General features: G+C 65.2%; 22 protein-coding genes and 6 pseudogenes. 10 read left to right on the top strand and 18 right to left on the bottom strand.

The window, feature by feature from the left end; all coding sequences use genetic code 11:
• The first annotated feature begins 10 nt into the window (after positions 1–10).
• The gene (locus FQV39_RS31005; RefSeq protein WP_149134314.1) at positions 11–1006 is read left to right on the top strand and encodes a succinylglutamate desuccinylase/aspartoacylase family protein; all 996 of its coding nucleotides are present in this window, start codon (positions 11–13) and stop codon (positions 1004–1006) included.
• A 352-nt stretch (positions 1007–1358) separates the two neighbouring features.
• Here FQV39_RS31005 and FQV39_RS31000 read toward each other — a convergent pair.
• Together FQV39_RS31000 and FQV39_RS30995 are read right to left on the bottom strand one after the other, a co-directional pair.
• Positions 1359–2517: pseudogene (locus FQV39_RS31000) on the bottom strand (IS110 family RNA-guided transposase).
• Positions 2518–2760: 243 nt separating this feature from the next.
• Positions 2761–3786, bottom strand: coding sequence for an IS110 family RNA-guided transposase (locus FQV39_RS30995; RefSeq protein WP_149134313.1), 1026 nt, complete (start codon positions 3784–3786; stop codon positions 2761–2763).
• 287 nt (positions 3787–4073) lie between these two features.
• Here FQV39_RS30995 and FQV39_RS34290 point away from each other — a divergent pair, with 287 nt between their 5' ends.
• Together FQV39_RS34290 and FQV39_RS34285 are read left to right on the top strand one after the other, a co-directional pair.
• On the top strand, positions 4074–4955 hold the full coding sequence (locus FQV39_RS34290) for an ABC transporter ATP-binding protein (RefSeq protein WP_349238600.1): 882 nt from the start codon (positions 4074–4076) through the stop codon (positions 4953–4955).
• Positions 4846–5662: pseudogene (locus FQV39_RS34285) on the top strand (ABC transporter ATP-binding protein). The gene FQV39_RS34290 and the pseudogene FQV39_RS34285 overlap by 110 nt, the downstream one beginning before the upstream one ends.
• A gap of 289 nt (positions 5663–5951) precedes the next feature.
• Here the strand turns inward: FQV39_RS34285 and FQV39_RS30985 are convergent.
• The 7 genes from FQV39_RS30985 to FQV39_RS30955 are packed head-to-tail and all read right to left on the bottom strand — an operon-like array spanning position 5952 to position 11981.
• Positions 5952–6347, bottom strand: a complete 396-nt coding sequence (locus FQV39_RS30985; RefSeq protein ID WP_149134312.1) for a GlcG/HbpS family heme-binding protein — start codon at positions 6345–6347, stop codon at positions 5952–5954.
• A 14-nt stretch (positions 6348–6361) separates the two neighbouring features.
• Positions 6362–7108, bottom strand: a complete 747-nt coding sequence (locus FQV39_RS30980) for an SDR family NAD(P)-dependent oxidoreductase (RefSeq protein ID WP_149134311.1) — start codon at positions 7106–7108, stop codon at positions 6362–6364.
• Positions 7109–7112: 4 nt separating this feature from the next.
• A complete protein-coding gene (locus FQV39_RS30975) occupies positions 7113–8225 on the bottom strand; it encodes an ABC transporter ATP-binding protein (RefSeq protein ID WP_149134310.1) in 1113 nt (370 codons plus the stop codon).
• 5 nt (positions 8226–8230) lie between these two features.
• Complete coding sequence (locus FQV39_RS30970) at positions 8231–9052, bottom strand: carbohydrate ABC transporter permease (RefSeq protein WP_149134309.1); 822 nt, start codon at positions 9050–9052, stop codon at positions 8231–8233.
• A complete protein-coding gene (locus FQV39_RS30965) occupies positions 9049–9957 on the bottom strand; it encodes a carbohydrate ABC transporter permease (RefSeq protein WP_187640358.1) in 909 nt (302 codons plus the stop codon). The genes FQV39_RS30970 and FQV39_RS30965 overlap by 4 nt, the downstream gene beginning before the upstream one ends.
• Before the next feature lie 15 nt (positions 9958–9972).
• Positions 9973–11268, bottom strand: coding sequence for an ABC transporter substrate-binding protein (locus FQV39_RS30960; protein ID WP_149134307.1), 1296 nt, complete (start codon positions 11266–11268; stop codon positions 9973–9975).
• A 29-nt stretch (positions 11269–11297) separates the two neighbouring features.
• Complete coding sequence (locus tag FQV39_RS30955; RefSeq protein WP_149134306.1) at positions 11298–11981, bottom strand: FadR/GntR family transcriptional regulator; 684 nt, start codon at positions 11979–11981, stop codon at positions 11298–11300.
• A 98-nt stretch (positions 11982–12079) separates the two neighbouring features.
• Here FQV39_RS30955 and FQV39_RS30950 point away from each other — a divergent pair, with 98 nt between their 5' ends.
• The 3 genes and pseudogenes from FQV39_RS30950 to FQV39_RS30940 form a co-directional block, all read left to right on the top strand.
• Entirely contained in the window at positions 12080–13300 is a 1221-nt protein-coding gene (locus FQV39_RS30950; protein WP_149134305.1) for an enolase C-terminal domain-like protein, read from the top strand.
• Complete coding sequence (locus tag FQV39_RS30945) at positions 13297–14982, top strand: GMC family oxidoreductase (RefSeq protein WP_149134304.1); 1686 nt, start codon at positions 13297–13299, stop codon at positions 14980–14982. The genes FQV39_RS30950 and FQV39_RS30945 overlap by 4 nt, the downstream gene beginning before the upstream one ends.
• Before the next feature lie 333 nt (positions 14983–15315).
• A pseudogene (locus FQV39_RS30940) lies at positions 15316–15946 on the top strand (beta-keto acid cleavage family enzyme); the annotation flags it as partial.
• Between the two features lie 134 nt (positions 15947–16080).
• Here the strand turns inward: FQV39_RS30940 and FQV39_RS30935 are convergent.
• Genes FQV39_RS30935 through FQV39_RS30900 form a run of 8 tightly spaced genes read right to left on the bottom strand, consistent with a single transcriptional unit; the run spans position 16081 to position 23088 of the window.
• A complete protein-coding gene (locus tag FQV39_RS30935; RefSeq protein WP_149134303.1) occupies positions 16081–17067 on the bottom strand; it encodes an aldo/keto reductase in 987 nt (328 codons plus the stop codon).
• 29 nt (positions 17068–17096) lie between these two features.
• The gene (locus tag FQV39_RS30930; RefSeq protein ID WP_149134302.1) at positions 17097–18626 is read right to left on the bottom strand and encodes an acyl CoA:acetate/3-ketoacid CoA transferase; all 1530 of its coding nucleotides are present in this window, start codon (positions 18624–18626) and stop codon (positions 17097–17099) included.
• Positions 18626–19093 carry a MaoC family dehydratase gene (locus tag FQV39_RS30925; protein ID WP_149134301.1) on the bottom strand — a complete coding sequence of 156 codons (468 nt, stop codon included), beginning with the start codon at positions 19091–19093 and terminating at the stop codon, positions 18626–18628. The genes FQV39_RS30930 and FQV39_RS30925 overlap by 1 nt, the downstream gene beginning before the upstream one ends.
• A 60-nt stretch (positions 19094–19153) precedes the next feature.
• Positions 19154–19933, bottom strand: coding sequence for an amino acid ABC transporter ATP-binding protein (locus FQV39_RS30920; RefSeq protein WP_187640357.1), 780 nt, complete (start codon positions 19931–19933; stop codon positions 19154–19156).
• Positions 19934–19988: 55 nt separating this feature from the next.
• Complete coding sequence (locus FQV39_RS30915; RefSeq protein ID WP_149134300.1) at positions 19989–20834, bottom strand: transporter substrate-binding domain-containing protein; 846 nt, start codon at positions 20832–20834, stop codon at positions 19989–19991.
• A gap of 38 nt (positions 20835–20872) precedes the next feature.
• Positions 20873–21520: an amino acid ABC transporter permease gene (locus FQV39_RS30910; RefSeq protein ID WP_472840681.1), complete on the bottom strand. Its 648-nt coding sequence runs from the start codon at positions 21518–21520 to the stop codon at positions 20873–20875.
• Between the two features lie 10 nt (positions 21521–21530).
• The gene (locus FQV39_RS30905; RefSeq protein WP_149134298.1) at positions 21531–22199 is read right to left on the bottom strand and encodes an amino acid ABC transporter permease; all 669 of its coding nucleotides are present in this window, start codon (positions 22197–22199) and stop codon (positions 21531–21533) included.
• A 43-nt stretch (positions 22200–22242) separates the two neighbouring features.
• Positions 22243–23088: a shikimate dehydrogenase family protein gene (locus tag FQV39_RS30900; protein ID WP_248313516.1), complete on the bottom strand. Its 846-nt coding sequence runs from the start codon at positions 23086–23088 to the stop codon at positions 22243–22245.
• A 177-nt stretch (positions 23089–23265) separates the two neighbouring features.
• Here FQV39_RS30900 and FQV39_RS30895 point away from each other — a divergent pair, with 177 nt between their 5' ends.
• From FQV39_RS30895 to FQV39_RS30885, 3 genes and pseudogenes are all read left to right on the top strand, one after another.
• A complete protein-coding gene (locus tag FQV39_RS30895; protein ID WP_248313515.1) occupies positions 23266–23979 on the top strand; it encodes an IclR family transcriptional regulator in 714 nt (237 codons plus the stop codon).
• Between the two features lies 1 nt (position 23980).
• A complete protein-coding gene (locus FQV39_RS30890; RefSeq protein ID WP_149134296.1) occupies positions 23981–24754 on the top strand; it encodes an IclR family transcriptional regulator in 774 nt (257 codons plus the stop codon).
• Between the two features lie 122 nt (positions 24755–24876).
• Positions 24877–25302 (top strand): annotated as a pseudogene (locus tag FQV39_RS30885) (IS3 family transposase); the annotation flags it as partial.
• Here FQV39_RS30885 and FQV39_RS30880 read toward each other — a convergent pair.
• A pseudogene (locus FQV39_RS30880) lies at positions 25299–25454 on the bottom strand (RpiB/LacA/LacB family sugar-phosphate isomerase); the annotation flags it as partial. The pseudogenes FQV39_RS30885 and FQV39_RS30880 sit on opposite strands and share 4 nt — an antisense overlap.
• 161 nt (positions 25455–25615) lie before the next feature.
• Here FQV39_RS30880 and tnpB point away from each other — a divergent pair.
• Positions 25616–25870, top strand: a pseudogene (tnpB, locus tag FQV39_RS30875) (IS66 family insertion sequence element accessory protein TnpB); the annotation flags it as partial.
• Positions 25871–25890 lie beyond the last annotated feature (20 nt).

Genomic DNA, 25890 nt, shown 5'->3' with positions numbered 1-25890 from the left:
TGGAAACAACATGAAAAGCCGAGTTTCGAGTGCTATCGATTTCAACGCGCTGGGTGTGCAAAGCGATCACGCTCGGGTGCCCTATTCCTCCGACATCTCGGCCTATGGCTGGATTCCAGTGCCTATGATCTGTTTCAACGGCGGCAACGGCCCGACCGCCTTGTTCACCGCCGGCACCCATGGCGACGAATACGAGGGCCAGGTTGCCTTGCGGAAGCTGGTCCAGCTGCTCTCGCGGTCGCGCGTGGAGGGACGCGTCATTATCCTCCCGGCCCTGAACCAGCCCGCGGTCGCAGCCGGGCGTCGCAATTCTCCGCTGGACGGCGGCAATCTCAACCGCGTTTTTCCCGGCAACGCCGATGGCGGGCCGACCTCGATGATCGCGCATTATGTTGCCACTGAACTCTTCCCGATGGCCGACCTGGTCGTTGATCTCCATTCGGGCGGCAGTTCGCTCGATTATTTCACAGTAACGCTCGCCCATCCTGGTCGCGATGACGTTGAAGCGCAGGCCGTTCGGCGGCTGCTTGATGTTTTCGCCGCTCCCTACAGCATCATCACGGATGGATCGGGGGGCGGCGCGAAATCGACGCTCTATGCTGCGGCAGAGCAATGCGGCGTTCCAGCAATCGCGACCGAGCTCGGCAGTGGCGCTACCCTTTCACGCGACGGGCTCACGATCGCAGAGGATGGCCTGGCCCGCGTTCTTCGCGAGTACGGGATTGCTCCCGATCTCGAAGCAAAGCAGGCAGTGCCGACCCAGTTTGTGAGGTTCATTCGGGAAGGCGCAATATTCTCGCCCTGCCAAGGGCTGTTCGAGCCTTTCGTCACAACGGGTGAGAAGGTCTCGACCGGACAGGCCGCCGGTGTCGTGCATCGTCTCGACGAAACCCCCTCCGACCCGGTTCCGTTGACATTTGCGGCTGCCGGAACCGTAGCCTATCGACGATTTCCAACCCTTACTGCGACGGGCGACGCCTTATTCGGATTGTTCGATGCGCAGTAGTGAGTGCGCTAAGCGCCATGTGTGGACGGCTCCCCGTTGGCAAGGGTTTTGTTGGACTGCGGCAGGGCTGGTCGGTGCGGCCATGTGTTCGACCTCACATGATGATTCTCCGGTCAACGGTTTTTTCCGATCATGAACCGAGGTGAGCTCTCTCGCGGCAGGACCTGCCTGCAAACCTCACATCCGGCGGGATGGCGATCCCGACCACTGTCCCGCATACGGGACGGGAGAGCTCCAAAGGAACGGCACCACTCTGTGAAGACGCGCCAGGCGCCACGCCGAACAACGGCGACGTTCCCTCGGATCACCGGGCCGCAATGCCGTAGCAGTGCAGCCCGATCTCGGAGATGGTCTACGCCGAGGGCTTCATGATCGCGCCCTCGGGCACGATACCGTCAATGACAAACCTCCACAGGGCGATCAGGAGTTTGCGCGCGAGGGCGACCACCATCACTTTGCGGACACGCCGGCCGGTTGAGCCGACGCGATCGCGGAACCAGGCCACTTGCGCTGTACCAGGCTGATAGCGCTGCCAGAGCCAGGCGAGCTCGACCATCACGGTTCTGAGCCGTCGATTGCCAGCTTTTCCGATCCCTTGCTCGCGCTCGATCCCGCCGCTGCTGTACGGAGTCGCAGCAAGACCGGCGTATGAGCCAAGCGCCTTCCCGTTGGCAAAGCGGCGCACAAAGGCCTCGCGGACCAGCACGGTCGCGCTTTGCACACCGATGCCGCGCAGGCTGCAAAGTTGCTGGATCATCTTGCCGCCTTCGTCTGGCGCAACGGCCTCGGCAACGGCATCGCGGTCGCGCTCCAACTCCGCCATTTGCGCGATCACAAGTTCCAACCTGGTGAGCAATCGTTCGATTTTGGCCAGCGCGTTTGGCGGGAGCGGCTTGCCAAGCCCGGTCCGCAGCTCAGCCAGCCGGCGGCGGCGATTTTGGAGAAGGGGATTGTAGTCGCCGGCTCCGAGCGTCGCCAGAACAGCACCGATCCGGTTGACAAGGCCAACACGCTCGGAGACCAGCTCGGTCCGTTCCCGGACGCAGCGCCGGGCATCCTCGTCGACTTCATCAGGGATCGGCACCATCGAACAGACGCGGGGTTCGCCGCGGAGCCATGCGAGCAGCGTGCGCAGGAGCAATTCGGCATCGATGCCGTCGGACTTCGCGCGGCGCATACGCCGATCCACGGGCACGCTCGAAGGCTGGATGACATGGACCTCTACGCCCATCGCGATGAGCCATCTTGCCAGCCAGAACCCGGACCACCCGGCTTCATAGGTCGCAATGACCCGGTCGACCGAGTGGCCGGCAGCAGCCGCACGAGCGCCGGTAGCCGTCGATCGCGGATTGAAGGGCGAGCTTGTCCGGATCGATGGTGCGCTTCGCCCGCGTCTGCGGAAGACCGGGGATCTGCGCCGCCAGAACCCAACTCTTGCTACTCAGCTCGATCGCGAGCACGAGCGTTCCATCGTAATGAACAGGGCCGAGAGTGTTGGATGACTGCGACATGGCCGGGGATCCCTCTCTTTTGGATGACGCAGCGTATCCGCCTGCGCCGCAATCATGGGATCTGTTGGGGCGGCGCGCATGGCCGCTGGCCATAATGCCTTCCGCGAGGACGGGTCCCGACCAAAACCGCGCGCTTGGAGGCGCAGCGGCGCAAGAGGGCTTTCCTGTCCTTCGGTATCGACCGGCGGGATGCGTTAGTCCGTCGGTGCCCTTCCCAAGTTTGTCGGCGCTGGCGCGCCTGATTTACGCGGCAGCCGGCTCCGGCTCGCGGTAGCTCTCGCCGCTGGTCATGATGGCCCAGGCGATCCGGGCGATCTTGTTGGCCAAAGCCACCGTCGCCACCTTCGTCGGTCGCTTCGTCTGTAACTGAACGAGCCACGGCCGGCGAGTCCCGTGCCGCTCGACGTAGCGAACCACGGCCAAGGCGCCGACGACCAGGAGCTGCCGCAGATAGCGGTCGCCCTGCTTGGTGATCCCGCCCAATCGGTCCTTCCCGCCGCTGGAGTTCTGCTTGGGCACGAGCCCGATCCAGGCTGCCAGGTTACGGCCGAATTTGAAGGCTTTCGGATCAGCCACCGTCGCGACCAGAGCGCTGGCCAGCAGCGGCCCGACGCCGGGGATGCTCATCAGCCTGCGACCGACCTCGGTGGACCGTGCGCTGGTCCTGATCCGTCGATCGGTTTCCAGGATCTGCAGGTTCACCAGCTGCAGTTGGGCGACCAGAAACTCCAAGCAGACCCTCGCCTCATCCGGCACGCGTGGATCCCTCTCTTCCACCAGCCTGATGAGCTTTTGCAGCCCCTCGCGCCCGATCGGCGCCACCAAGCCGAACTCAGCCATGTGCCCCCGGATCGTGTTGGACAGCTGGATGCGCTGGCGCATCAAGGTCAGCCGGACTCTATGCAGCACCATCACGCTTTGCTGCTCAGGACTCTTCACCTCCACGAAGCGCATCGTCGGCCGGGTCACGGCCTCGCAGATCGCCTCGGCGTCGGCAGCATCGTTCTTTTGCCGCTTCACATATGGCTTCACATAGCTCGGCGGTATGAGCTTCACCTGGTGGCCCAGCGCGCCGAGCTCGCGGGCCCAATAGTGCGCCGTAGCGCAGGCTTCGATGCCGATCAGACACGCCGGCAGCTTGGCGAAGAAGGGCAAGACCCGCGCCCGCCGGAGCTGGCGACGAAGCGCGACTTCCCCGCCGGCATCCACGCCGTGAACCTGAAAGACCGACTTGGCGATATCCAGACCGACTGTGACCACCTCGACCATGAAACTCTCCTCCTGCTTTGCAGGAGCTCACGCTCCCGCAGGGGCGGAGAGCCGTCCACAGCATCAACTCCGGACAGCGACAGCGAATGCCAATCATCTGGGCGGCTACGTGGAAACGCGGTTGATCAGTTTTGAACTCCCGTCTGGTTGCGACCATTAGAGGTTGCACCGTCGGCACCGTAATAATCATAAGGAATGATGTTCAGGTTCTTCGATTCTCTTGTGGATTCGACAGCCTCGCCTCCGGGCGAGCCTCCCACTTTGCGCTCGCCGTCATTGAGGCAGTGGTGCCTTATCTTATCGGGCGCCTCGTCTCTGTCCTGTCGTCGGTACCGCGCGAGCGCGTTTTCGACGCTGCTGGCCAGTTGCTTCTGATCATGGCGGCGATCGTGCTCGTGGTGCGGCCGCTGGGCACGATCCTGTTTCGCCTGCTCGTGAACCACTCGATCGCCGTCTCTTTCACGACGCTGGTTCACTGGCAAAATTACTGGCACGTCGTCCGCCAGCCGCTCGCCTTCTTTCATGACGACTTCGCCGGGCGTTTGGCCAACCGGGTCATGCAGACGGCCCGGCCGCTGCGGGATAGTATCGTCTCCTTCGTTCGCGCGGTCTGGCAGATACTCATTTTCGGCGCGACCGCGATTGGTCTTCTCGGCACGCAGGACATTCGCCTCGCCGCACCGATGATGGTCTGGTTTCTGTTCTACGGTGCACTTCTCGCCTACACGCTGCCGAAGGTGCAGGTCCGGTCGCGCGAGACCTCGGAGACGCGCTCGGCCATCTCCGGCAAGATCGTCGACACGTTCACCAACATGATGACCGTCAAGCTGTTCGGGCGCCGGACCGATGATGACGCCTATATTCGCGACGGCTTCCTTCGCTTCCAGGCCACTTTCGCCCGCCAGCAGCGACTCAATACCGTCTATGTTCTGCCTGGTCTGCCTCAACGCGATCCTGTTGGCGACGACTGGCGGGATCGGCGTCTGGCTTTTCTCGCAGGGGCGCGTCGATGCGGGCACGCTGACGACCGCCCTTCTTCTGACAACCCAGATCATCGCCATGTCAGGTTGGGTGGCGTTCGAAATCGCAGGCATTTTCGAGAATATCGGCGTAGTGCAGGAAGGAATGAAGACGATCGCGCAGCCGCTGAGCCAGCTCGACAAGCCTGACGCGCGTCCGCTCGAGGCTCCACATGGCGAGATTCGGTTCGAGGATCTGCATTTTCACTACACGAAGCCGCACCGCGTGGTGGACGGGCTATCCTTGACCGTTGGCGCCGGTGAAAAGATCGGTCTGGTCGGGTGCTCGGGCGCGGGCAAGTCCACGCTCGTCAATCTGCTGCTCCGCTTTTATGAACCGCAATCGGGTCGAATCCTGATCGACGGTCAGGACATCGCCTGCGTCACCGAAGAGTCGCTGCGCGCACGGATCGCGATGGTGGCTCAGGATTCCTCGCTCTTGCACCGCTCCATCGGCGAGAACATCCTCTACGCCCGCCACGACGCCGATGAGCGGATGATGCGTCAAACTCTCCGGCGGACAGCGCCAGCGCATCGCCATCGCACGGGTGATCCTGAAGGACGCCCCGATTCTCCTGCTCGACGAGGCGACGCCATCCCTCGACTCGCAGGTCGAGGCCGCGATCCAGGATGCGCTCTCAGATCTCATGCGCGGGAAGACTGTCATCGCTATCGCACATCGCCTCTCTACGCTGCAACTCATGGACCGACTTGTGGTGATGGATGGCGGGCGCATTGTTGAGCAAGGCTCCCATGCGGAATTGCTTGATCGCGGCGGGCTCTACGCCGACCTGTGGGCGCATCAATCCGGAGGCTTTATCGTGCCACCACGCCCGCAGGGTTCTCGGAAGCAGTAAAGGCGTCGAGCAAGCTCATTCGGCGGCTCCCGTCATCGAGGCTGGCAATTTGGTTCTGCGAAACACGTCGCGAGAATGTTAGCTGGGGGGTGAGGCTCGGCCTCCGGAAAGGGCCAAATTGCCCCGAAACGTGACCGGGTGAAATGCGCCAGAACCAGACATCGGTTGATCGCCGATAAGCGGACCTTGAACATCTGTCCTGAAACGGACATCGAAGGCCTGCTCAAAAGCTGCAAAGGGGTGTCAATCTCGGTTCGAACCAAGCCACGAAGCCTGTTCGCTCGCCAGTTCACCGTCCAATGGCAGCAATTGCACAGGCGTCATCCACTTCTGCAGCGTCGCCGGAGACGCCGAGCGCGCCTAGGATCTGTTCATCCTCGCGAACCAGTACCCCGCCGGCGGCAGGGAGCAACCTGCCGGACAAGAGGGTCGCGGCTGCGGAGAAGAAGGCTGGATTTGCCTCCACTCTTTCGACGAGGTCGCGCGTATCCAATCCGAGCGCGATGCAGCTCCAGGCCTTCGCCAGGGCGAAGTCGTGCCGGGCGATCGTGGCCCCGTCCTCACGGGCTGAGGCTACGATATGGCCCCCGGCATCGACGACCACGGCCGCCAGAGGCCTGGTTCCGCGCGCACGGCCAGCGGCGAGAGCCGCGGCGATCAGGCTCTGCGCCCGTTCCAGCGTCATAGTGCCTCCCGTGCTCAGTACGTGCAACGGCCGCCCGAAAGGTCGAAGACCGAAGCTGTGGTGAAGCTGTTCTCGCGGCTGACGAGCCATGCGACCATGGCGGCGGCCTCGTCGACTTCGAGGAAGCGGGCGCGGGGAATGCGCGACAGCATGTACTGGATGAATTCCGGCTTGAGCGTATCGAGGATGCGGGTCTTGGCGGTAGCAGGCGAGATCGCATTCACCGCGATGTCGTAGCCGGCGAGCTCCTTGCCCAGCGATTTCGTCAGGCCGATCACGCCCGCCTTTGCGGCCGAGTACGCTGCGAGGTTGGGATTGCCCTCCTTGCCCGCGACCGAGGAGATGTTGACGATCCGCCCGTAATTCCGCGCCTTCATGGCGGGCACGACCACCTTGTTCACGTAGAAGGTGCCGTTCAGGTTGACCTCGACGACGCGGCGCCACTCTTCCGGGTCATAGGCGTCAAGTGGTGCGTTGCCGCCGGCGATGCCGGCCGAGTTGACGAGAATCGAGACCGGGCCGATTTCGGCTTCGACCTCGCCATGGCTGCGCGCCAGGCCGTCGAGATCGGTGATGTCGACCGGCTTGGCGAAAGCCGCGGGGCCGAGCAGCGCCAGCGCTTTCTTCAGTTCGTCCGCGTCGCGATCCCAGAGGCTGACGCGCGCGCCGGACGCAATGAGCCGCTTGGCGATGGCAAGACCCAGCCCCTGCGCGCCGCCGGTGACGACCGCGACCTGATCGTCGAGGGAAATCCTGTTCATGGGCTCAGCCTGCAAGGTTCTGATGGTAATGCAGCGAAGCGCCGCCATCGGTTTGGAAAAAGCGCGCCTTGTCCGGATCGGCCGGCGACAAGCCGATGGCGGCGCCGGCCGGAAGGTCGACGGAAGGCGGCAGGAAGGCGGCAATCAGGCGCTCGCCCACCTCGACACGGACGAGGCTGCGTGAGCCCAGATATTCGACGGTGCGGACCGTGCCGCGGATGACTGCCGTCTTGGACGGGTCGTGTTGCAGGTCCTCCGGCCGAAGCCCTACTGAAATCTTGCGCCCGGCCTTCTCCGCGACCGCGGGAAGGGCGATGTCGAAGCCTGCCCCGCGCAGCCGCCCGGCCTCGGCCTCGCCGTCGAGAATGTTCATGCCGGGCTCGCCGAGGAAGCGGGCGACGAAGAGATTGGCCGGGTTGTTGTAGAGTTCGCGCGGACTGCCGGCCTGTTCGATCCGGCCGTTCGACATGACCACGACCAGGTCCGACAGGGTCATCGCCTCGCTCTGGTCGTGGGTGACGTAGAGCATGGTGGCGCCCAGCCGCTGATGGATGTCCTTCAGCTCGGAACGCATCTGGACCCGCAATTGCTGGTCGAGATTCGAGAGCGGCTCGTCCAGCAGATAGACGGTGGGTGTCCGCACCATGGCCCGGCCGAGTGCGACGCGCTGGCGCTGGCCGCCCGAGATCTGGCGCGGAAATCGGTCGAGCATCGCCTCGAGGCCGAGCATCTTCACGGCTGCACGGACCTTGCGGTCGACATCCGCCTCGGGCGTGCGGCGCCGCCGCGCCCTCAAGGGGAAGGCGATGTTCTCGTAGAGCGTCATATGCGGGTAGAGCGCGTAGGACTGGAACACCATGGCGATGTCGCGGTCGGCCGGCTTCATCGTGGTGACGTCGCGGCCGCCGATCATGATCTGGCCTTCGGTCGGCGTCTCCAGCCCGGCGATCATGTTGAGTGTCGTGCTCTTGCCGCAGCCGGAGGGGCCGAGCAGCGTGACGAACTGCCCGGGCTCGATGGCGATGTTGACGCCCGACACCGCCCAGCCGGAGCCGTAGCTCTTCCCGACATTGCGGAAGCGGACGGATTGGGCCGGGTTCGGCCGTGCCTCGGTCATATGATTCAGCCTTTGACGGACCCGTCGGCGAAACCGCCGATCAGGAATTTTCTAAACAGGAGGAAGACCACCACCGGCGGGATCGTCGCGATGATCACGCCCGCCATCAGCGAGCCCCAGTCGCGGCCGTGGAAGCCCTGGAAGAAGATCAGCGCGACCTGGAGCGTGCGCAGCTCGGGCGCATCGACCATGGTCGAGCCGGTGACGTAGTCGTTCCAGCAATGCAGGAAGCCGAAGGTCGCCGCCGCCAGCAGCGCGGGCTTCGCGCCGGGCAGCACGACCTTCCAGACAGCCTCGGCTCGCGAATAGCCGTCCATCTCGGCGGCCTGCTCCAGCTCGCGCGGAACGGTGGCGAAATGCGAGCGCGTGACCCAGACCGCGAAGGGCAGGATGTGCCCGGCATAGAGGATCGGCAGGATCGCCCAGGTATTGTGCAGGCCGATGCTGGTCGCCAGCATCTGCGTCGGCAGCAGCACGGCGAAGCCGGGCACCGCCATCGTCCCGAGGAAGACGAGCAGCACCGCAGGCTTGGCCGCGACAGGATAGCGCATCAGCGCATAGCCTGCGGTCGCGCCGAGGATCAGCGCGAGGAGCACGGCGGCGACCGTATAGGCCGAGCTGTTCAGGAAGGCCCAGTGGACACCTTCGGCGACCAGCTTGACGTAGTGCTCCAGAGTCGGGCTTTGCGGCAGGAGTTCGGGCGGAACCGCGAAGATGCGGCTGGTCGCCTTGAACGAGGTCGAGGCGGCCCAGAGGATCGGGCCGAGGGCGACGATGCCGGCCAGCAGGCAGGCGACGAGAAGCGAGGCGCGCGACAGGATTTTCATGCGGCAGCTCCCGGCTGCTTGCCCAGGATGCGAATATAGATGGCGATCAGCCCCATATTGATCAGGAACATCACGGCCGCGATGGCATTGCCGCGCCCCTGGTCGAGCTCGACGAAGCCGGTGTGGTAGAGCGCATAGGCCAATGTGCTGGTCTGGCGGATCGGGCCGCCCCCGGTCAGGCCGATGATGAGCTGCACCTCGTTGAAATAGCTGATCGTCAGCATCGAGATCACGATCAGCAGCGAGGGCGCGAGCAGCGGCAGCGTGATCTTGCGGAAGCTCTCCCAGGAGCCGAGTCCGTCGACTGCGGCCGCCTTGTAGAGATCGCGCGGGATCTGGCCGAGGCCGCCGATCAGGATGATCGTGGCAAAGGCGAAGTTGCGCCAGACCGCCACGATGATCAGCGTCGGCATGGCCAGCAGCGGGTCGGTCAGGAGGTCCCGCGGCGGCAGGCCGAAGGCATTGAAGGCCGCGCCGACCAGTCCGCCGGGCGACGGCACCAGGATCCATTTCCACAACAGCGCGACGACGATCGGGCTCATCGCCCAGGGCACCAGCAGGACCGTCAGCAGGACGCTGCCCCAGCGGCCGAGGCGCCGGATGCCCATGGCCGCCAGTAGCGCCAGCGGCACGGCGACGGCCAGTGCCGCGAAGGTGAAGAGCAGCGACCGGCCGATCGCCTGCCAAGCGAATGGATCGCGGAAGAGCTCGACATAGTTGCCGAGGCCGACGAAGCCCTCGTTCCCGAAGAAGAAGACCTTGTGCAGGCTCAGGTAGAATCCGTAGAGCGCCGGCAGGATGTTGATGGCGATGACCAGCAGGAGGGCCGGCGCCACCAGCGACGAGCCCACCAGCCGGGCCTGGCGCGCGACGGCGTCGAGGCTCCGCGGCTTCGCGAGAGGCATGGCATGCATGGTGCGCTACCAGCCCAGCGTGGATTTCGCCCGTTCGAGAATGGCGTCCACGCTTTCCTTGGTTCCGATCAGCTCCTGCAGGGCCGTGTTCATCACCGGGAAGACCTTGGTGATGTTGGGCATGCGCTGCGGGAAGGTCAGCACGCCCGGCGCCGAGAGCAGCGCGGTAAAGGCGTGGATGTCGGACGCCGCCGGCGTCGCGAAATAGGGATCTTTCAGCACGGAGCGCCGATCGGGCACGAGGCCTGCGGTCTTCGCCCATTCCAGCGACGCCTCCGCGCTGAACAGGCTCTCGACGAAGGCGGTCGCCGCGGCCAGGTTGGCGGATTTGGCGGAGATGCCCACCGTCCAGTAGGGGCCGAGCAGCACCGCTGGTGGGCGCGTGCCGAAGGCCGGCCAAGCCGTCACCGCCAGGTCCTTGCCGTTATAGCCGGCGGCGATCTGCTTGTACTGCTGCAAGCGCGGCGCGAAGGCCTGCACCATCGCGAAGCGGCCGGAGGCGAACTGGTCCTGGATATCGTCGCCCATCGCATTCAGCAGCGTCGGCGAGAGCGCTCCGTTCGCCACAAGCTGTCTGACAACATTGGCCGCCTCCTTGGCCTCGGGGCCGGTCACGTTGAATTGCCCTGTGGCCGCATCGAAGATCGTCGGGCCGAAGCCGGTCATGATGTTGATGAAGGCCGAGACGCTGTTGTCGTTGGTCGGCAGGCCGAAGCCCAGACGCTCGCCCTTGGTCAGCTTGCCGGCGGCGGCGATGAAAGCGTCCCAGGTGAGCGGCGGGGTATCGAGGCCGAGCTCGGACAGCGCATCCTTGCGGTAGAAGATCGCCTGGGCAGGGCTGGGCCAGAGCGGCAGGGAGATGCGCTTCTTGTTGAAGACCGATTTCTCGACGAAGACCGGGAAGAGATCGGGAAGCACCTTCGCCTTGAAATCGGCTGACAGCAGGTCGTCGAGATTGGCGAGCGCGCCGCGCTGCTGGACGAGATCGAGGAAGGTGTCGCGCATCCAGATCACATCGGGCGCGCGGTTCTGGGCCGAGGCGGCGACGAACTTCACCTCGAGCTCCTGGAAGGGCTGGGACTCGATCCGGATATCGACGCTGGGATGCGCTGCCTTGAAGCGCTTGATGATCTCGCGCAGCACGACCTCGCGCGGCGATTGCCCATCCGCCCCGAGAAAGGTCCAGACCCGAACGGTGCCCGAAAGGCCCTGTGCGCCAGCCTGTTTCGGCAGGCTTGCGAAGGCCAGCCCCGCCGCGCCGGCACGCAGCACCGACCTTCTGTCAAAGACCATCGCTTTCATGGACTGGATCCTCCCCGATCGGTTTTTGCTTACATTTGCAGGTCGCTGAGCACGCGCGTGCGGCCAGCCAGAAGATGACGGCGCATCTCGGCGCGGGCGCGATCCCCGTCCCGCGCCGCGACCGCGGCGACGATGGCGCCGTGCTCTAGCGCGATCAGCTCGCGGCGCTCCGCCATGGTCAGCACGGAGCGCTGCGCTGAAAGATTGCCCCAGCTGAAGATGTGTGAGGTCAGCCGCCCCAAGGCGTCAGACAGCTTCGGATTATGGGCGCAGACCGCCAGCGCCGCGTGGAAGGCGACGTCTTCGCGCTCGCCCCGCCCGGTCAGCAGGCTGGCGAGCAGCGCCTCCTGCGCCGCGACAAGCCGCGCTAAGTCCTCCTCGGTTCGCCGGTCGGCCGCCAGGGCCGCGACCTCGCTTTCCAGCGCAAGCCGCACCTCGTGCCACTGGGCCAGTTCGCGCACCGAGGAAATCGCTGAAAGCCTGACCATTTCGGGCGCGCCGCTGCGCACCGCATAGGTGCCCGAGCCCTTGCGCGAGCGGACGATGCCCTCGGCCCGCAGCCGCGCCAGAGCCTCGCGGATGCTGGCCCGCGACAGGCCGAACATCTCGGCAAAATCCGCCTCGGGCGGCAGTCGCGCCCCATCCGCGACATTGTCGATGTAGCCGGCGATCTGCCTGTAGGCGATCGCGGAGCGGCTTTCCTCCGAGTCCATCTGGCGTCTTGTCCCGTTGACGGCTCCAAATCAGTCTGCTTAAAATTATGTTGTCAGACAGCTTTGCTCATTGCAAGCCGAAATTGTCAGGAACCGCCATGAACAGATTGATCGGCTCGCGGCCGGAAGCGCGGATCGCACGGATCGAGATCCATGAGTTCGGCTATACGGTCGACGGGCTCGGCGTGGATGCCAGCGGCAACCGCAGCGTGATGAAGGGCGCGCAGTCGCGGCTGACGGCCTTCGCCGTTCGGATCGAGACCGACGGCGGGCATCGCGGCGAGTATTGCAGCGTCCACAGCGGCAAGAACGGTGTCATGGTCGGCCAAGTCAAGGCTGCCGCCGGCTTGATCCTGGGCGAGGACGCCGAGGAGCGCGAGGCGATCTACAACAAGCTCAAGCGCGCCCACCGGCACTACATGGCGATCGGCCATTCGGCGCTGGACATCGCGCTGTGGGACCTCGCCGGCAAGGCGGTCGATCGTCCGGTTTGGCGGCTGTTGGGCGGCTACCGCCAGCGGCTTCCGACCTATGCCAGCACGCTGAACGGCGGCCGCGACGGCATTCTCGACAGCATCGAGGCCTATGCCGATTTCGCGGAGGAGTGCCTCGCGCTCGGCTATCGCGGCTACAAGATCCATGGCTGGGGTGAGGGCGACCCGAAGGAGGAGGCCGCGAACCTGCTGCTCTGCGCCAGGCGCGTCGGCGACCGGATGGAGCTGATGTACGACGCCGCGAGCGAGCTGCACACGCTGGCCGACGCGATCTATGTCGGCAAGGCCTGCGATGAGGGCGGCTATCTCTGGTACGAAGACCCGTTCATGGATGCCGGCTGGTCCCCCCACGCGGCCCGGCAACTCAAGGAGAGCGTCCGCACCCCGCTGATGCTGACCGAGCATGTACGCGGCCTCGAGAGCAAGGCGGCCTGGCTCCGGGACCGGGCGACGGACTACATGCGCGTCGATCCCGATTACGACATGGGCATCACGGGCACGATGAAGGTCGCGCACCTCGCCGAGGCTTTCGGCCTCGATTGCGAGATCCACGCCGCCGGCCCGGCGCAGCGGCATTGCATGTCCGCGATGCGGAATTCGAGCTGGTACGAGCTCTCCCTCGTCGCTCCCGGTGTCGCCAATCCCGTGCCGCCGGTCTTCGGCTCCGGCTACAGCGATGCGCTGGAAGATATCGGAGAGGACGGCTGCATGCCGGTCCCCGATGGGGCCGGCCTCGGCGTCGAGTACGACTGGGACTACATTCTCGCCAACCGCACCGCCTATCAGGAATTCACCCTGAAGAAGGGCGGCGGAGCCGCAAAATGACCGCGGCCTACGACGAAATCATCGTCGGTGGTGGGCCGGCAGGCTGCGTGCTGGCCAACCGGCTCTCGGCGTCGGGCAAGAACCGCGTCCTCCTGATCGAGGCCGGACCTGATTTCCAGCCGGGGCTGGAGCCCGACGAGATTCGCGACGTCTATCCCTATCGTGCCGCCTTCAACTCCGCCTATCAGTGGCGCGACCTGCGTGCCCGGCTGATGCCACTCTCGCATAATGATCCCGCCCGCTCGCCAGTGAAGCCCTACATCCAGCCGCGCGTGATCGGCGGTGGCTCCAGCATGAATGGCGAGATCGGCAATCGCGGGCTACCGGCCGACTACGACGAATGGGCAGCGCTCGGCGCCGAGGGCTGGGGCTGGGAAGGGGTTCTGCCCTATTTCCGCAAGCTCGAGACCGACATGGACTATGACGGGCCGCTGCACGGCTCGTCCGGCCCGATCACGATCAGCCGGGTCATGCCCGAGGAATGGCCCGGCTTTACCCGCGCGACGATGCAGGCGCTGACGGCCGCAGGCTATCGCAATATCGGCGACCAGAATGCGGTCTTCGAGGATGGCTGGTTCCCGATGTCGCTGACGACCGATCGCCGCTCGCGCTGCTCGGCCGCGATGGGCTATCTCGACGCCGCGACCCGCCGCAGGCCGAACCTAACGATCCGTTCCAACAGCAAGGTCGATCGCCTGCTGATGGACGGTCGGCGCGTCACAGGCGTCCAGATCGGCGAAGAGCATATCGCGGCGCGCCGGATGATCCTGTCGGCCGGGGCGCTCGAAAGCCCGGCGCTGCTTCTGCGTGCTGGCATCGGGAATGCCGAACATCTGAAGGAGGCGGGCGTTACCGTTGTCCAGCATCTGCCAGGGGTGGGTCGGAACCTGAACGAGCATCCCTCGATGGCGATGTCGTCATGGATTCGGCGTGGGCATCGTCTGGGCAGGACACCGCGACGTCATGTTCAGGCGGCCTGGCGCTACTCCTCCGAGGTCGAGGGCTGCGGGCATGGCGACATGTTCATGGTCGTCGTCTCGAAATCGGCCTGGCACCCGATCGGCAGGCGCATCGGCTCGCTCTTCAGCTGGATCAACAAGCCCTATTCTACCGGCTGGGTTCGGCTGAATCCGGAAAACCCGACCGGGCGACCCGAGATAGCCTTCCAGATGCTGTCCGACCCGCGCGACATGGCACGGATGAAGCTGGCGGTGCGGCGGATGTGGTCGCTCTATGCCTCGAACGAGTTGCGGCAAGCCTGCAGCAACCCCTTTGCTGCTACCCATGGCGCCATGGCCAAGCTCGTCGGAGGCGTCAACCTGCGCAACTGGCTGGTCACGCTGGGGCCTGCCCTTCTGACCGAAGGACCGGGACCGCTGCGCAAGCTGCTGGTCGACCGCCTCTTCGCCAGCGGCGACGACATCCCGACGGCGCTGGAAGACGACGATGCGATGGAGGAGATGATCCGCAAGCACACCATCGGCGGCTATCATCCCTCCGGCACTTGCCGAATGGGGCGCGCCGACGACGAGGCGGCCGTCGTCTCGCCACGCGACGGCGCCGTCCACGGTGTCGAGGGGCTGCATGTGATTGATGCTTCGATCATGCCCTGCGTACCGCGAGCCAACACCAACCTCCCAACCATCATGCTGTCGGAGAAACTCGCTGACGGGCTGATCTGACACAGCTCCATGGGGAAGAACCATTGATCCGCATTGGACCCAATCTGCGGCCTTGCAGCTCATCGCTTGCTAGGGGAAATCTCAAGGCCGTGTTGCGCCAGAAGGGGACTCTGGCTCCTTGCCCGAGAGCGGACCTACCGAACGCGGCGCGTGATGGCCGAAATCGGACCCATCGTGGACATTGACCGCCAGCCTGTGTTGCGACCGACGTTGGCCACTTCCTGACGTCCGCAGCGTCCGGTTTCGGGCAGTCTAGGTAGCGCTTTCGCCGCCAGAGCGGGACCGGTCCCGTAGCTGACTGTGGAATGCCGGCTAGCCACACAGGCCCAGACTGACGGCACGCCCACCTCCGATCCGGAGCGCTTCGCGCGCCTCCTCGAGGGGCTGCGCCAGCACTGCCCCGGCATGATCGTGCAGTTCTCGACCGGTGGCCGATCGGGTGCCGGCCGCGAGCGTGGCGGCATGATCCCGCTGAAGCCCGACATGGCGTCGCTCTCGACGGGATCGTGCAACTTCCCGACGCGCGTCTACGAGAACAGCCCCGAGCTCATCGACTGGCTCGCTGCCGAGATGCTGAGCCACGCCGTCAAACCCGAGATCGAGGCGTTCGACCTGTCGATGATCTTCAAGGCGGCCGCGATGGAGAAGGACGGCGTGGAAGAACGCGATGCCGGTCGATCGTGCCTCCCTCGAATTCTCCATCGCGACGCTCAAGCGCCTGACGCCTGCCGCGATCTGGACCGGCGCCGGCATCGGGCGCGACCAGATCACGCTCAACCGCTGGTCACTTGAGCTCGGCGGCCACCGCACCGGACTGGAAGACAATGTCAGGCTCGACCGCGAAACGCTCGCTCCCTCGAACGCCGCTCTCGTGAAGCGCGTCGCCGCGCTGTGCCCGGAATACGGCCGGCACCCGGCCTCGGTCGCAGAGGCTCGCACTCTGCTGCGCCTGCCCGCGTCATAGTCTCGACGGACCGCTCAGAACTGAAGTCATGCCCGCCGCCGGCCAAGTAGACCGACCGAACCGGCACCTGGGCGGTTAGGCCAAATGCATTGGTGACCGACATCGCTAACCGATGGGCGCGAGCCGGTTCGGTGTCAGACAAAGCCTGACACTTCGTGGGCAACGTATGGCTCTTCTAATGCGTGGACTTCCGCATCGGAAAGCTTGAGCGTCAGCGCCGCCAGGGCATCCTCAAGTTGTGCCAACTTAGTCGCCCCCACGAGCGGGGCGGTCACTCCCTCTTTCTGAAGCAGCCAGGCAAGAGCGATTTGCGCGCGTGGCAAGCCACGCTGCTCCGCAATGTCCCCGACCCGTTCGACCACGGCGCGGTCCGCGCTCTTCGTCTTATCGTAGAAGCCCTTGCCGACTTCGTCGGCTGCGGCGCGCGCCGTCGCGGGCTCGTCCTGCCAGGGCCGCGTCAGCCGCCCGCGCGCCAGGGGCGACCACGGCACGACGCCGATCCCCTCGGAACGGCAGAGCGGCAGCATCTCCCGCTCCTCTTCGCGGTAGAGCAGGTTAAGATGGTTCTGCATCGAGACGAACCGCTCCCAGCCGTGCTGGCGCTGCAAGCCCAGCGCCTTCATGAACTGCCAGGCATGCATGGACGAGGCGCCGATATAGCGGGCCTTGCCCGCCTTGACGACGTCGCTGAGCGCTTCCAGCGTTTCCTCGATCGGGGTCTCGTAGTCCCAGCGATGGGTCTGGTAGAGATCGACATAGTCCGTGCCGAGACGCTTCAGGCTCGCGTCGATTTCAGCGAAGATCGCCTTGCGCGACAGGCCTTGCCCATTGGCGTCGGGGCGCATGCGGCCATAGACCTTGGTGGCGATGACGACGGCGTCGCGCGGGGTGAAGTCGCGAATGGCCCGACCGAGCACCTCCTCGCTCGCGCCGTCCGAATAGACGTTCGCCGTGTCGAAGAAGTTGATGCCGGCTTCCAGCGCCTTGCGGATGAAGGGGCGCCCCTCCTCCTCACCCATCACCCAGTTATGGTTGCCGCGCGTCGGGTCGCCATAGCTCATGCAGCCCAGCGCGATGCGCGATACTTTGAGGCCGGTGCGACCGAGATTACGATAATCCATGATGTCCTCGGAACGGATCGAAGGCTGGTTCAGTCGGTGAAGATCGCGCTGTCCATGAGCTTCGGATCGCGGGGGATAAGCGGCATGAAGTCCATCCGTTCGAGGATGTCGTGGCGGATATCCACCCCCGGCGCGACCTCGCTCAGGACGAGCCCCTCGTTTTCGAGGTGGAAGACAGCCCGCTCCGTCACGAACACCGCCTTGTGACCGCGCTTCAGCGCCTGCCTGCCGGAATAGGTGATCTGCTCGACCTTGCCGACGAGCTTTCGCACATGGCCGTGCTGCGCGATCGTCAGCTTGCCGTCGCCGACCTGAAGCTTGCTGCCCTTGGTGTCGAAGGTCCCGCAGAACACAACCTTCTTCGCATTCTGGGCGATGTCCATGAAGCCGCCCGGACCGACGGTCAGGCCGCCGAGCTTGGAGACGTTGACGTCACCCGCCTCATCGAGCTCTCCGAAACCGAGGAAGGCGGTGTCGAGCCCGCCGCCGGCATAGAAATCGAACTGGGAGGGCCCGTCGATCATGGCCGAAGCGCTGCGCGCGAAGCCGAAGAGCAGCCCGACCAGCAGCGAGCCGCCATAGGTCCCGTGCTCGATCGTCTGGTAGTAGCGCCCGACCTCGCCGCGCTCCGCCACCATCTTGGCGACGCCCTCGCCGATGCCGACGCCGAAATTGATGACGTCGCCCTCGGTCAGTTCCCGATAGGCTCGCCGCGCGATCAGGGAACGGACGTCGAGCGGCTGCGGCGGATCGAGCAGGGTCGGGCCGCGGCGCTCGCCGGAGATCAGCGGATCGTAGGGTAGGTCGTAGCTCATGCGCTGGTCGGGATCGACGACGACCACGTCGACGATGGCGCCGGGAACCCGCACGGACCGTGCCGGCAGCGAGTTGACGTCCACCGCCGTGCGGACCTGCGCGATGACGATGCCGCCGGAGTTGTGCGCCGCGAGGGCGGCCGCATAGACATCGACATTCGCCGCCTCCTGGTCGAGGCTGATATTGCCATCCGCATCGCCGAAGGAGCCGCGGATGATCGCGACGTTGATCGGGAAGGACTTGTACCAGAGCAGTTCCTGCCCGCCGAGATTCACCACCTCGATGAGATCTTCCTTCGCCGAGGCGTTCATCTTGCCGCCCTGATGCCGCGGATCGACGAAGGTGCCGAGCCCGACATGGGTGAACAGGCCCGGCCGCTGCCCGCCGATCTCGCGATAAAGCTGCATCACGCAGCCGCTCGGCAGGACATAGGCCTCGATCTTCTCGTCGCGGGCCATCTCCTGCATCTTCGGCGACCAGACCCAGTGGCCGCCGATGACGCGCTTGACCAGCCCCTCATGCGCGAAGTGGTTCATCCCCTCGCTCTTCTTGTCACCGATCCCGAGCGCGTGGAGCACGGTGAGTTGGCGCGGATAGCCGGTCGAGAGGAAGCGGCGCGAAACCGCCCGGAAGGTGTGGGTGGCCTCCATCAGGCCGCCGCCGCCGCCGACGAGCGCGACGGTGTCTCCATCCTTGATCAGCCCGACGGCCTGATCGGCCGTCATGAACTTGTTGCGGGTCATCACCGCGCCTCCGCCAAGGTGGCTTCTGGCTTGCGCGGTACCATCAGGCGGTGCTCGCCCTCCTGGACCACCTCGCCATGCTGGTTGAGGAGCGCGATCGCGACGATCAGGATTCCCATGTCGCTGCGGCTTTTCGGGATGCGCATGTCGGCGACGCGGAATTTCACCTGCAAGGTGTCGCCGATCCGGATCGGCTTCTTGAAGTTCCAGCTCCAGCCGAGCGCGATGCCGTCATGGAAGAAGCCGGACTGCACCTTCATGCCGTCGGTCAGTGAGAGCCCCATCAGCCCATGGGCGATGCGCCCGCCGAACACCGTCGACTGGGCATAAACCTCGTCCATATGGATCGGGGAGAAATCGCCGGCGACGCCGGCATAGGCCAGGACATGGCCCTCGGTGACAGTGACGCGCGGCGTCAGGCGTTCGTCGCCGATCTGGATCTCTTCGTAGAACTTGCCCGGAAGCATGATGGGTCCCTTTGGAAAACGGCTGCGGCGATGGGCGCCGCCCGCGCGGCTTGCGATGCGTCAGTGCAGGAGCTGCCCGAGGAAGGTCTGGGTGCGGGGACTCTGCGGGTTCGCGAAGAAGGGCTCGGGCTTGCCGATCTCGACGATCAGGCCGGCGTCCATGAAGATGACGCGGTCCGCGACCTTGCGGGCGAAGCCCATCTCATGGGTGACGCAGAGCATCGTCATGCCGTCCTCCGCGAGGCCGACCATGGTGTCGAGCACCTCCTTGACCATCTCGGGGTCGAGCGCCGAGGTCGGCTCGTCGAACAGCATGATCTTCGGCGTCATGCAGAGCGCGCGGGCGATCGCGACGCGCTGCTGCTGGCCGCCGGAAAGCTGCGCCGGATATTTCAGAGCCTGGTCGGCGATCCGCACACGGGCGAGAAAGTGCATCGCCAGTTCCTGCGCCTCCTTCTTCCGCATGCTACGCACCTTCATCGGGGCCAGCATGCAGTTCTCCATCACCGTCAGATGGGGAAAGAGGTTGAACTGCTGGAATACCATGCCGACTTCGGCGCGCACGGTGTCGATGGCTTTCTGGCCGGTTCCGAGATCGTGCCCGTCGACGACGAGGCGGCCTTCCTGATAGCGCTCAAGGCTGTTGACGCAGCGGATCAGGGTCGATTTGCCCGAGCCGGATGGCCCGCAGATGACGATGCGTTCGCCGCGCGCGACCGTCAGCGCGATATCCTGCAGGACCTGGAAGGTGCCGAACCATTTCCTCAACCCCGCGATCTCGATGATCGGGGTCTCCGGAGGCGTGCCTGTGCCGTTTCGTTGATCAGGGGTGACTGACATAAGTCTTGCTCACTCTGGAAAGCGGCGGGCGGCGACGACGCCGCCCGCGCGCAGATCACTGCACCATCGAAACCGGGAGCGCGGCCTCGCCCTCACCGGTCGTCGGCATCTGGGCGAGCTCGCCGCTGATCCACTTCTTGTAAAGGGCCGGCAATTCGCCGCTCGCGAGCTTGCGGGCGACGAAATCGCTGAGATAATCGGCCCATTCGCGCGAGGCGGGCCGCACCGCGAAGGCGTTGTAGGCGCGCGCCACGATGAATTTCTGCTCGAACTTGCCGGGACCGGCGACCTGGGCGATGTTCGGAACCTGCGTCGCGGCACCGCCGATCATGTCGACCTGTCCCGCGATCAGCGCCTGCACGGTCGCGGCGTCGTCGTCGAAACGCTGGATCGTCGCCCCGGCCGGCGCCGCCTTGGTGATGGCGATGTCCTGCGGTGTCCCGCGTGGGACGCCGACCCGGACACCCTTCAGATCGTCCCAGCCTTTGATGTTGGCCGAGGCCTTGCCTATATAGATCGTATCGTTGGTGGTGTAGGGCCGCGAGAACAGCACCACCTTCTGCCGGTCGGCGAAGATGCCCATCACCGCCGCCAGCACGTCGACCTGCCCCGTCAGCAGCGCGGCGACGCGATTGCTCGAGGTGACGGGGGTGACCTCGGCCTTCACGCCGAGATCCTTCGCCAGCATCTCGCCGAGCTCGATGTCGAAGCCCGTCAGCTTGCCCGACGCGTCGCTGAAGCCCCACGGCACCTGGGAGACCTGCGAGCCGATCTTGAGCACGCCGCCCTTCTTGATCGCCTCCACCGTCTGCGCCGCGGCGGCGCCCGCCATGGCGGATGCGGCTGCCAGCACGATGGCCGAAGCCAGCGCCGTACGCCGGAATGTCTGAATCCAGTTCATGCGTGTTTCCTCCGGTTGAATGTTGTTTTCAGGGGCCGTCAGGTCTTTACGGCGAAGCGCTTCTCGAGGCGCATGCTCAGGCGTGAAAGCGGGAAGCAGAGGACGAAGTAGACGATCGCCGCGCAGCCATAAGCGAGCAGCGGCTTGTAGGTCGCGCTGGCGATGATCTGGGCGGCGCGGGACAATTCGACGAAGCCGATGATTGCCGCGAGCGAAGTGCCCTTGATGAGCTGCACCATGAAGCCGACGGTCGGCGCGACGGAGATCCGCATCGCCTGCGGCAGCACGACGTTGCGCATGCGTGAGGCGTAGCTCAGGCCGAGCGCATAGGCGGCTTCAGTCTGCCCGCGCGGCACGGCCTGGATGCTGCCGCGCCAGATCTCGCCGAGGAAGGCGCTGGCATGCAGCGTGAAGCCGATGGCGACCGCGACCCAGGGGTTCACCTTGTAGCCGAGCACCGGCAACCCGTAGAACACGAGGAAGAGCTGCATCAGCAGCGGCGTCCCCTGGAAGAAGTCGATGTAGAAGCCGGCGCAGCGTTGCAGCCAGGGCCGTTCCGAGGTGCGCATCAGCGCGACGGCGAGCCCGATGACACCGCCGCCGACGAAGGCGATCAGGGAGAGAAGGATCGTCGCCTGCACACCCGAGAGGATGGCGAGAGCTTCGGGCAGACCGAATTGCCTGATCATGGCGCCCTCACTTCACCGGATAGGAGAAATAGACGCGGTCGATCAGCTTGAACAAAGTCGCGAAGCCGAACGACATCGTCAGGTAGAGGATCGTCGCGACGATGTAGATCTCGAAGCTGCGGAAGGTCAGCGTATCGATCGACTGGGCGATCGAGGTCAGTTCCTCCGCCGAGATCGAGGAGACGATGCTGGTCGTCAGCAGCGTCAGGACGAACTGGCCGGACAGAGCCGGGAATATGATCCGCAGCGCCGGTTTCAGGATAATGTGGCGGAAGATCTGAAGCGGCTTGAGGCCGAGTGCCGTGCCGGCCTCGTACTGGCCGCGCGCGATCGCGTCGATCCCGCCGCGGATGACCTCCGCCGAGAAGGCCCCGCAATTGAGGCTCAGCGCCAGGATGGCAGCGCTCCAGGGCTGGAAGCTGATGCCGAGCGCCGGCAGGCCGAAGAAGATGAAGAAGACCTGCACCAGGAACGGTGTGTTCCGGATGGCCTCGACATAGGTGCTGGCCGCGATCCGCGCCGCCGCGAACCGGCTCTGCTTGGCGAGAGCGGTCAGGATGCCGATCGCGAGCCCCGCCGAAATCGAGATGGCGGAGAGCAGGATCGTCAGCCAGCAGCCGCGCAGCAATTGCTCCCAATAGGGAAGCAAGGCCGAGAAATCGAACTGATAGGTCAAAGTTTTCCTCCAGGCGCCCCGGTCTGCTGCCAGGGTCGTTGTCTCAGGGGATGCGGAAGAACTCCCGGTAGAGAGGGATCTGCTCGCTGAGCATGGGGAGCCCCGGATGCGTGCCGAGGCCGCGTGCCGCGGCCTCCCGCAGCAGCCGCGTCTCGGCCGGTTTCATAATGATGTCGGCGATGACGGCATGCTGCGGCAGGCCATCGAGCCCGAAGGGCAGCGGATCGTCCGCGCGCAATCCCAGCGGTGTGGCGTTCACGACCACGTCGCTTGCGGGATCGAGGATCTCGGCCGCCTGCGCGCGGCCCGGCCAATGTGCGGCGAGGCGGCCGGCAAGCGCCACGGCACGGGGAGGATCTGTGTCGACGATCGACAGCGCCGACGCCCCTGCCTGTAACACGGCCACGGCGATCGAGACGCCGGCCCCGCCCGCTCCGACGAGGGCGAAGCGCTTGCCGGCAACCGCGCGGCCGGCGCGGAGGAGGCCCCGGACAAAGCCTTCGCCGTCGAAATTGTCGCCGGACCACATGCCGTCGGCTTCGCGCCGCAGCGCATTGACGGAGCCCGCCAGCCTTGCGGCGTGGCTCAGCCGATCGGCCTGACTGCAAGCTGCGAGCTTATGCGGGACGGTGACGAGGATGCCGTCGAGATTGGCGATCCGCTTCAAGCCTCCGACGACCACCGCGAGATCACTGGAGAACACTTCCACCGGGATCATCACGGCATCGACCCTGCTCTCGGCGAAGAGACGGTTCATCATCGCCGGCGCCATCACCTGGGCGACCGGATCTCCGAGCACCGCAAAGAGGCGCGTGCGGCCACTGATCGCCGTCCCCGCTGGGATGGCAGGAAGATCGCTCGTATCGCCGCTGTGGAAGGCTGCCGCCACCGGATCGCGCCCGCTCGATAAATTGGAATTAATTCCATAAATGATATTGTTCCATTCGAGTCAAGCAGGTGACACATCATTCCATTTTGAATAGAGTCCAATTGGAATGGAGCGAGCATGGATCGGGCCGTCGCGATTATCGAGCTGTTGTCCCGTCATGCCGGCGGCCTGCCGCTGATGACGATCGCCGACACGCTCGCGATCCCGCGCAGCGCGACGCATCGGCTGCTCGCGGACCTCAAGGACGAGGGCTATATCCGCCAGGAATTCGACGGTGGGGCATATCGGCTCACCGCGAAGATCGTGGCGCTCGGCTTCAGCCACCTGGCCTCCGCCGGGGTGACCACCCGGATCCAGCCCCTGCTCGATCGGCTGGCGGACAGGACCGGCGAACTGGTCACGCTGGCCGTGATCCATGAGGAGAAGCTGATCCGTGTCGCGAAAGCCCAGGGCGCGCGGCGCGGGCTGCTGTACAATCCCGATGAGGGCGCGGAGGTGTATCTGGCCGCGACCTCGAACGGCCACGCCTGGCTCTCCTGCCTGGAAGAGGACGAGGTCCTGCAACTGGTCGCCAGACAGGGCGTGAAGCGCGACGGCTACGGCCCCAACGCGCCCCGGACGATGCGCGCGCTGTTGAGCTTCGTCGAGACCGCGCGGGAACTGGGCTACGCCAAGATCTTCGAGACCTACGAGCCGGGAACCTCGGCCATCGCCGTCGCGGCTTTCAGCGAGCGCTCGAAACGCCCGATTGGTACGATCAGCGTCGCCGGCCCCGTCATTCGCATGACGAGCGCGGCGATGGATTACATCCTGCCGGCGCTGCGCGAGACAGCCGCGGCGATCGCCGAAGCCGGCGCGGGATTGCCGATCTTCGCCGAACCGGTTCACTGACATGTCCAGCCGCATTCGAGCCCTGGGCATGCTGGAAACACTGGCGCAGTATCCGGGCGGCCTGACACCGCGCGCGTTGGCCCAACTCCTGAAGATGCCGCAGGCTGCCGCGGAGCGGACGGTTCAGGGGCTCGCCGAGGGCGGCTTCGTCTTCCGCACGCCGGATGGCGCGGTGCGTCTCAGCGTCAAGCTGGCGGCGCTGGGGCTCGCCTATCTCGGAACCAGCGGCATCACCGACCTCGTTCAGCCCATTCTCGACGATCTGGCGAAGCGGACCGGAGAACTGGTGAGGCTCGCGGTCGTCGAAAGCGATCACCTGACCTGGGTGGCCAAATCCCAGAGCGCACAAAGCGGACTGTTCTACGTTCCGCACACGGAGCCCGAGGTTTATCTCGCCGCTACCGCGAACGGGCAGGCCTGGCTCGCAAGCCTCGACGACGCGCAGGTGCGAGCGGTCGTCGAGAAGCAAGGCCTGCACCGCCCGGGCCTCGGCCCGAATGCTCCGACGACGATCGAGCAATTGCTCGCGCAAGTCGAACGGACCCGCGCTATGGGCTATGCTTGTGTCACGGAAGCCTATGAAATCGGGACCTCGGCGATGGCCACGGCTATTCGCAAGCGCGGGGTCGGCCAACCTGTCGGCACGATCAGCGTTGCGGGTCCGACGATACGCATGACGCTGGAACGAATGGCCGAAATCGCTCCATGGCTACTCGCCAGCGCTGACGAGCTCGGCGCCGCAGCGGCATCATCCCCGCTATTCAGCCTGAGCTGAGCGGAAATTCGAACTGGCTGACAAAGGCCGCGGGCTCGTCGTAGCGCATCCAAGATCGACTTGACCTCCGGCCTGTCGCCAAAGGCACCGCCATCGTCCGCGAGGCTCTAACGGCCTTCAGAGCGATGCTCATCGAGCTCTTCTCCCGCCGGGTGGTGGGCTGGTCGATGAAGGCCGAGATGACCGCTCAACTCGTGACCGACGCGTTGATGATGGCGATCTGGCGACGGGGAAAGCCGGATGCCCTGCTGCACCATTCGGACCAGGGCAGCCAGTATGCCAGCGAGCAGTTCCAGAAGCTCATGGCCGACAACGGCGTCATCTGCTCGATGAGCCGCTCGGGGAATGTCTGGGACAATGCCGCGATGGAGAGCTTCTTCTCCTCGCTCAAAACCCAGCGGATCATAGGCAGGGTCTACCGGACACGCGACGACGCTCGTGCCGACGTGTTCGATTACGTCGAGCGGTTCTACAACGTCGTTCGCAGGCACTCGACCATCGGCTACCTCAGCCCGGTCGAGTTCGAAAAGAAGGTGGGATTAGCTTAACTGACTGTCCACAGAACCGGCAGCAGGCCAGTCAGGAACGCATCCACGATATCGAGCGCCAGCCCTTCGCCCACCACGCGCGCGCCAATCGACAGCATGTTGGCATCGTTGTGTTGGCGGATCATGCGGGCTGAGAAGGTGTCGGCGCAGAGTATCCCTCCGCCGAGGGCCGCCTTGTTCGAAGGTGAGAGCCTGTCCAGCCTGCCATCACGCTGATTTGGCATCGATGCCAGCAGCGGCGCTGGAGAACGGTAGTGGGCGACGAGACGTATGTACGGCGTAGGCATTGGAACTGGGACGAGAAGCGTGCCGTGAGGTGCTGCGTCGCGATCCGCATGGCGGCCACCTCTTCGTCTTCCGCGGCCGGCGCGGCGACCTGCTCAAGGTGATCTGGCACGACGGTCAGGGTGCGTGCCTGTTCTCGAAGAGGCTGGAGCGTGGCCGGTTCCTGTGGCCGTCGCCGGCGGATGGCATCGTGACGATCACGCCGGCCCAGCTCGGCTATCTGCTCGAAGGCATCGATTGGCGGATGCCGCAGCGGAGCTGGCGCCCCAGCGCGACGGGATGAACATTTGCGCTTGGCTCGCG

It is taken from the genome of Bosea sp. F3-2 (genome assembly GCF_008253865.1).
Lineage (GTDB): Bacteria > Pseudomonadota > Alphaproteobacteria > Rhizobiales > Beijerinckiaceae > Allobosea.
The sequence above is the reverse complement of the archived record's forward strand: the minus strand, read 5'-3'. Positions and strand labels throughout refer to the sequence as shown.

Excerpts from the sequence above, each read along its gene's own strand:
- FQV39_RS31005 (WP_149134314.1), top strand. The coding sequence starts at position 11 with ATGAAAAGCCGAGTTTCGAGTGCTATCGATTTCAACGCGCTGGGTGTG.
- FQV39_RS30995 (WP_149134313.1), bottom strand. The coding sequence starts at position 3,786 with ATGGTCGAGGTGGTCACAGTCGGTCTGGATATCGCCAAGTCGGTCTTT.
- FQV39_RS30985 (WP_149134312.1), bottom strand. The coding sequence starts at position 6,347 with ATGACGCTGGAACGGGCGCAGAGCCTGATCGCCGCGGCTCTCGCCGCT.
- FQV39_RS30980 (WP_149134311.1), bottom strand. The coding sequence starts at position 7,108 with ATGAACAGGATTTCCCTCGACGATCAGGTCGCGGTCGTCACCGGCGGC.
- FQV39_RS30975 (WP_149134310.1), bottom strand. The coding sequence starts at position 8,225 with ATGACCGAGGCACGGCCGAACCCGGCCCAATCCGTCCGCTTCCGCAAT.
- FQV39_RS30970 (WP_149134309.1), bottom strand. The coding sequence starts at position 9,052 with ATGAAAATCCTGTCGCGCGCCTCGCTTCTCGTCGCCTGCCTGCTGGCC.
- FQV39_RS30965 (WP_187640358.1), bottom strand. The coding sequence starts at position 9,957 with ATGCCTCTCGCGAAGCCGCGGAGCCTCGACGCCGTCGCGCGCCAGGCC.
- FQV39_RS30960 (WP_149134307.1), bottom strand. The coding sequence starts at position 11,268 with ATGAAAGCGATGGTCTTTGACAGAAGGTCGGTGCTGCGTGCCGGCGCG.
- FQV39_RS30955 (WP_149134306.1), bottom strand. The coding sequence starts at position 11,981 with ATGGACTCGGAGGAAAGCCGCTCCGCGATCGCCTACAGGCAGATCGCC.
- FQV39_RS30950 (WP_149134305.1), top strand. The coding sequence starts at position 12,080 with ATGAACAGATTGATCGGCTCGCGGCCGGAAGCGCGGATCGCACGGATC.
- FQV39_RS30945 (WP_149134304.1), top strand. The coding sequence starts at position 13,297 with ATGACCGCGGCCTACGACGAAATCATCGTCGGTGGTGGGCCGGCAGGC.
- FQV39_RS30935 (WP_149134303.1), bottom strand. The coding sequence starts at position 17,067 with ATGGATTATCGTAATCTCGGTCGCACCGGCCTCAAAGTATCGCGCATC.
- FQV39_RS30930 (WP_149134302.1), bottom strand. The coding sequence starts at position 18,626 with ATGACCCGCAACAAGTTCATGACGGCCGATCAGGCCGTCGGGCTGATC.
- FQV39_RS30925 (WP_149134301.1), bottom strand. The coding sequence starts at position 19,093 with ATGCTTCCGGGCAAGTTCTACGAAGAGATCCAGATCGGCGACGAACGC.
- FQV39_RS30920 (WP_187640357.1), bottom strand. The coding sequence starts at position 19,933 with ATGTCAGTCACCCCTGATCAACGAAACGGCACAGGCACGCCTCCGGAG.
- FQV39_RS30915 (WP_149134300.1), bottom strand. The coding sequence starts at position 20,834 with ATGAACTGGATTCAGACATTCCGGCGTACGGCGCTGGCTTCGGCCATC.
- FQV39_RS30895 (WP_248313515.1), top strand. The coding sequence starts at position 23,266 with ATGACGATCGCCGACACGCTCGCGATCCCGCGCAGCGCGACGCATCGG.
- FQV39_RS30890 (WP_149134296.1), top strand. The coding sequence starts at position 23,981 with ATGTCCAGCCGCATTCGAGCCCTGGGCATGCTGGAAACACTGGCGCAG.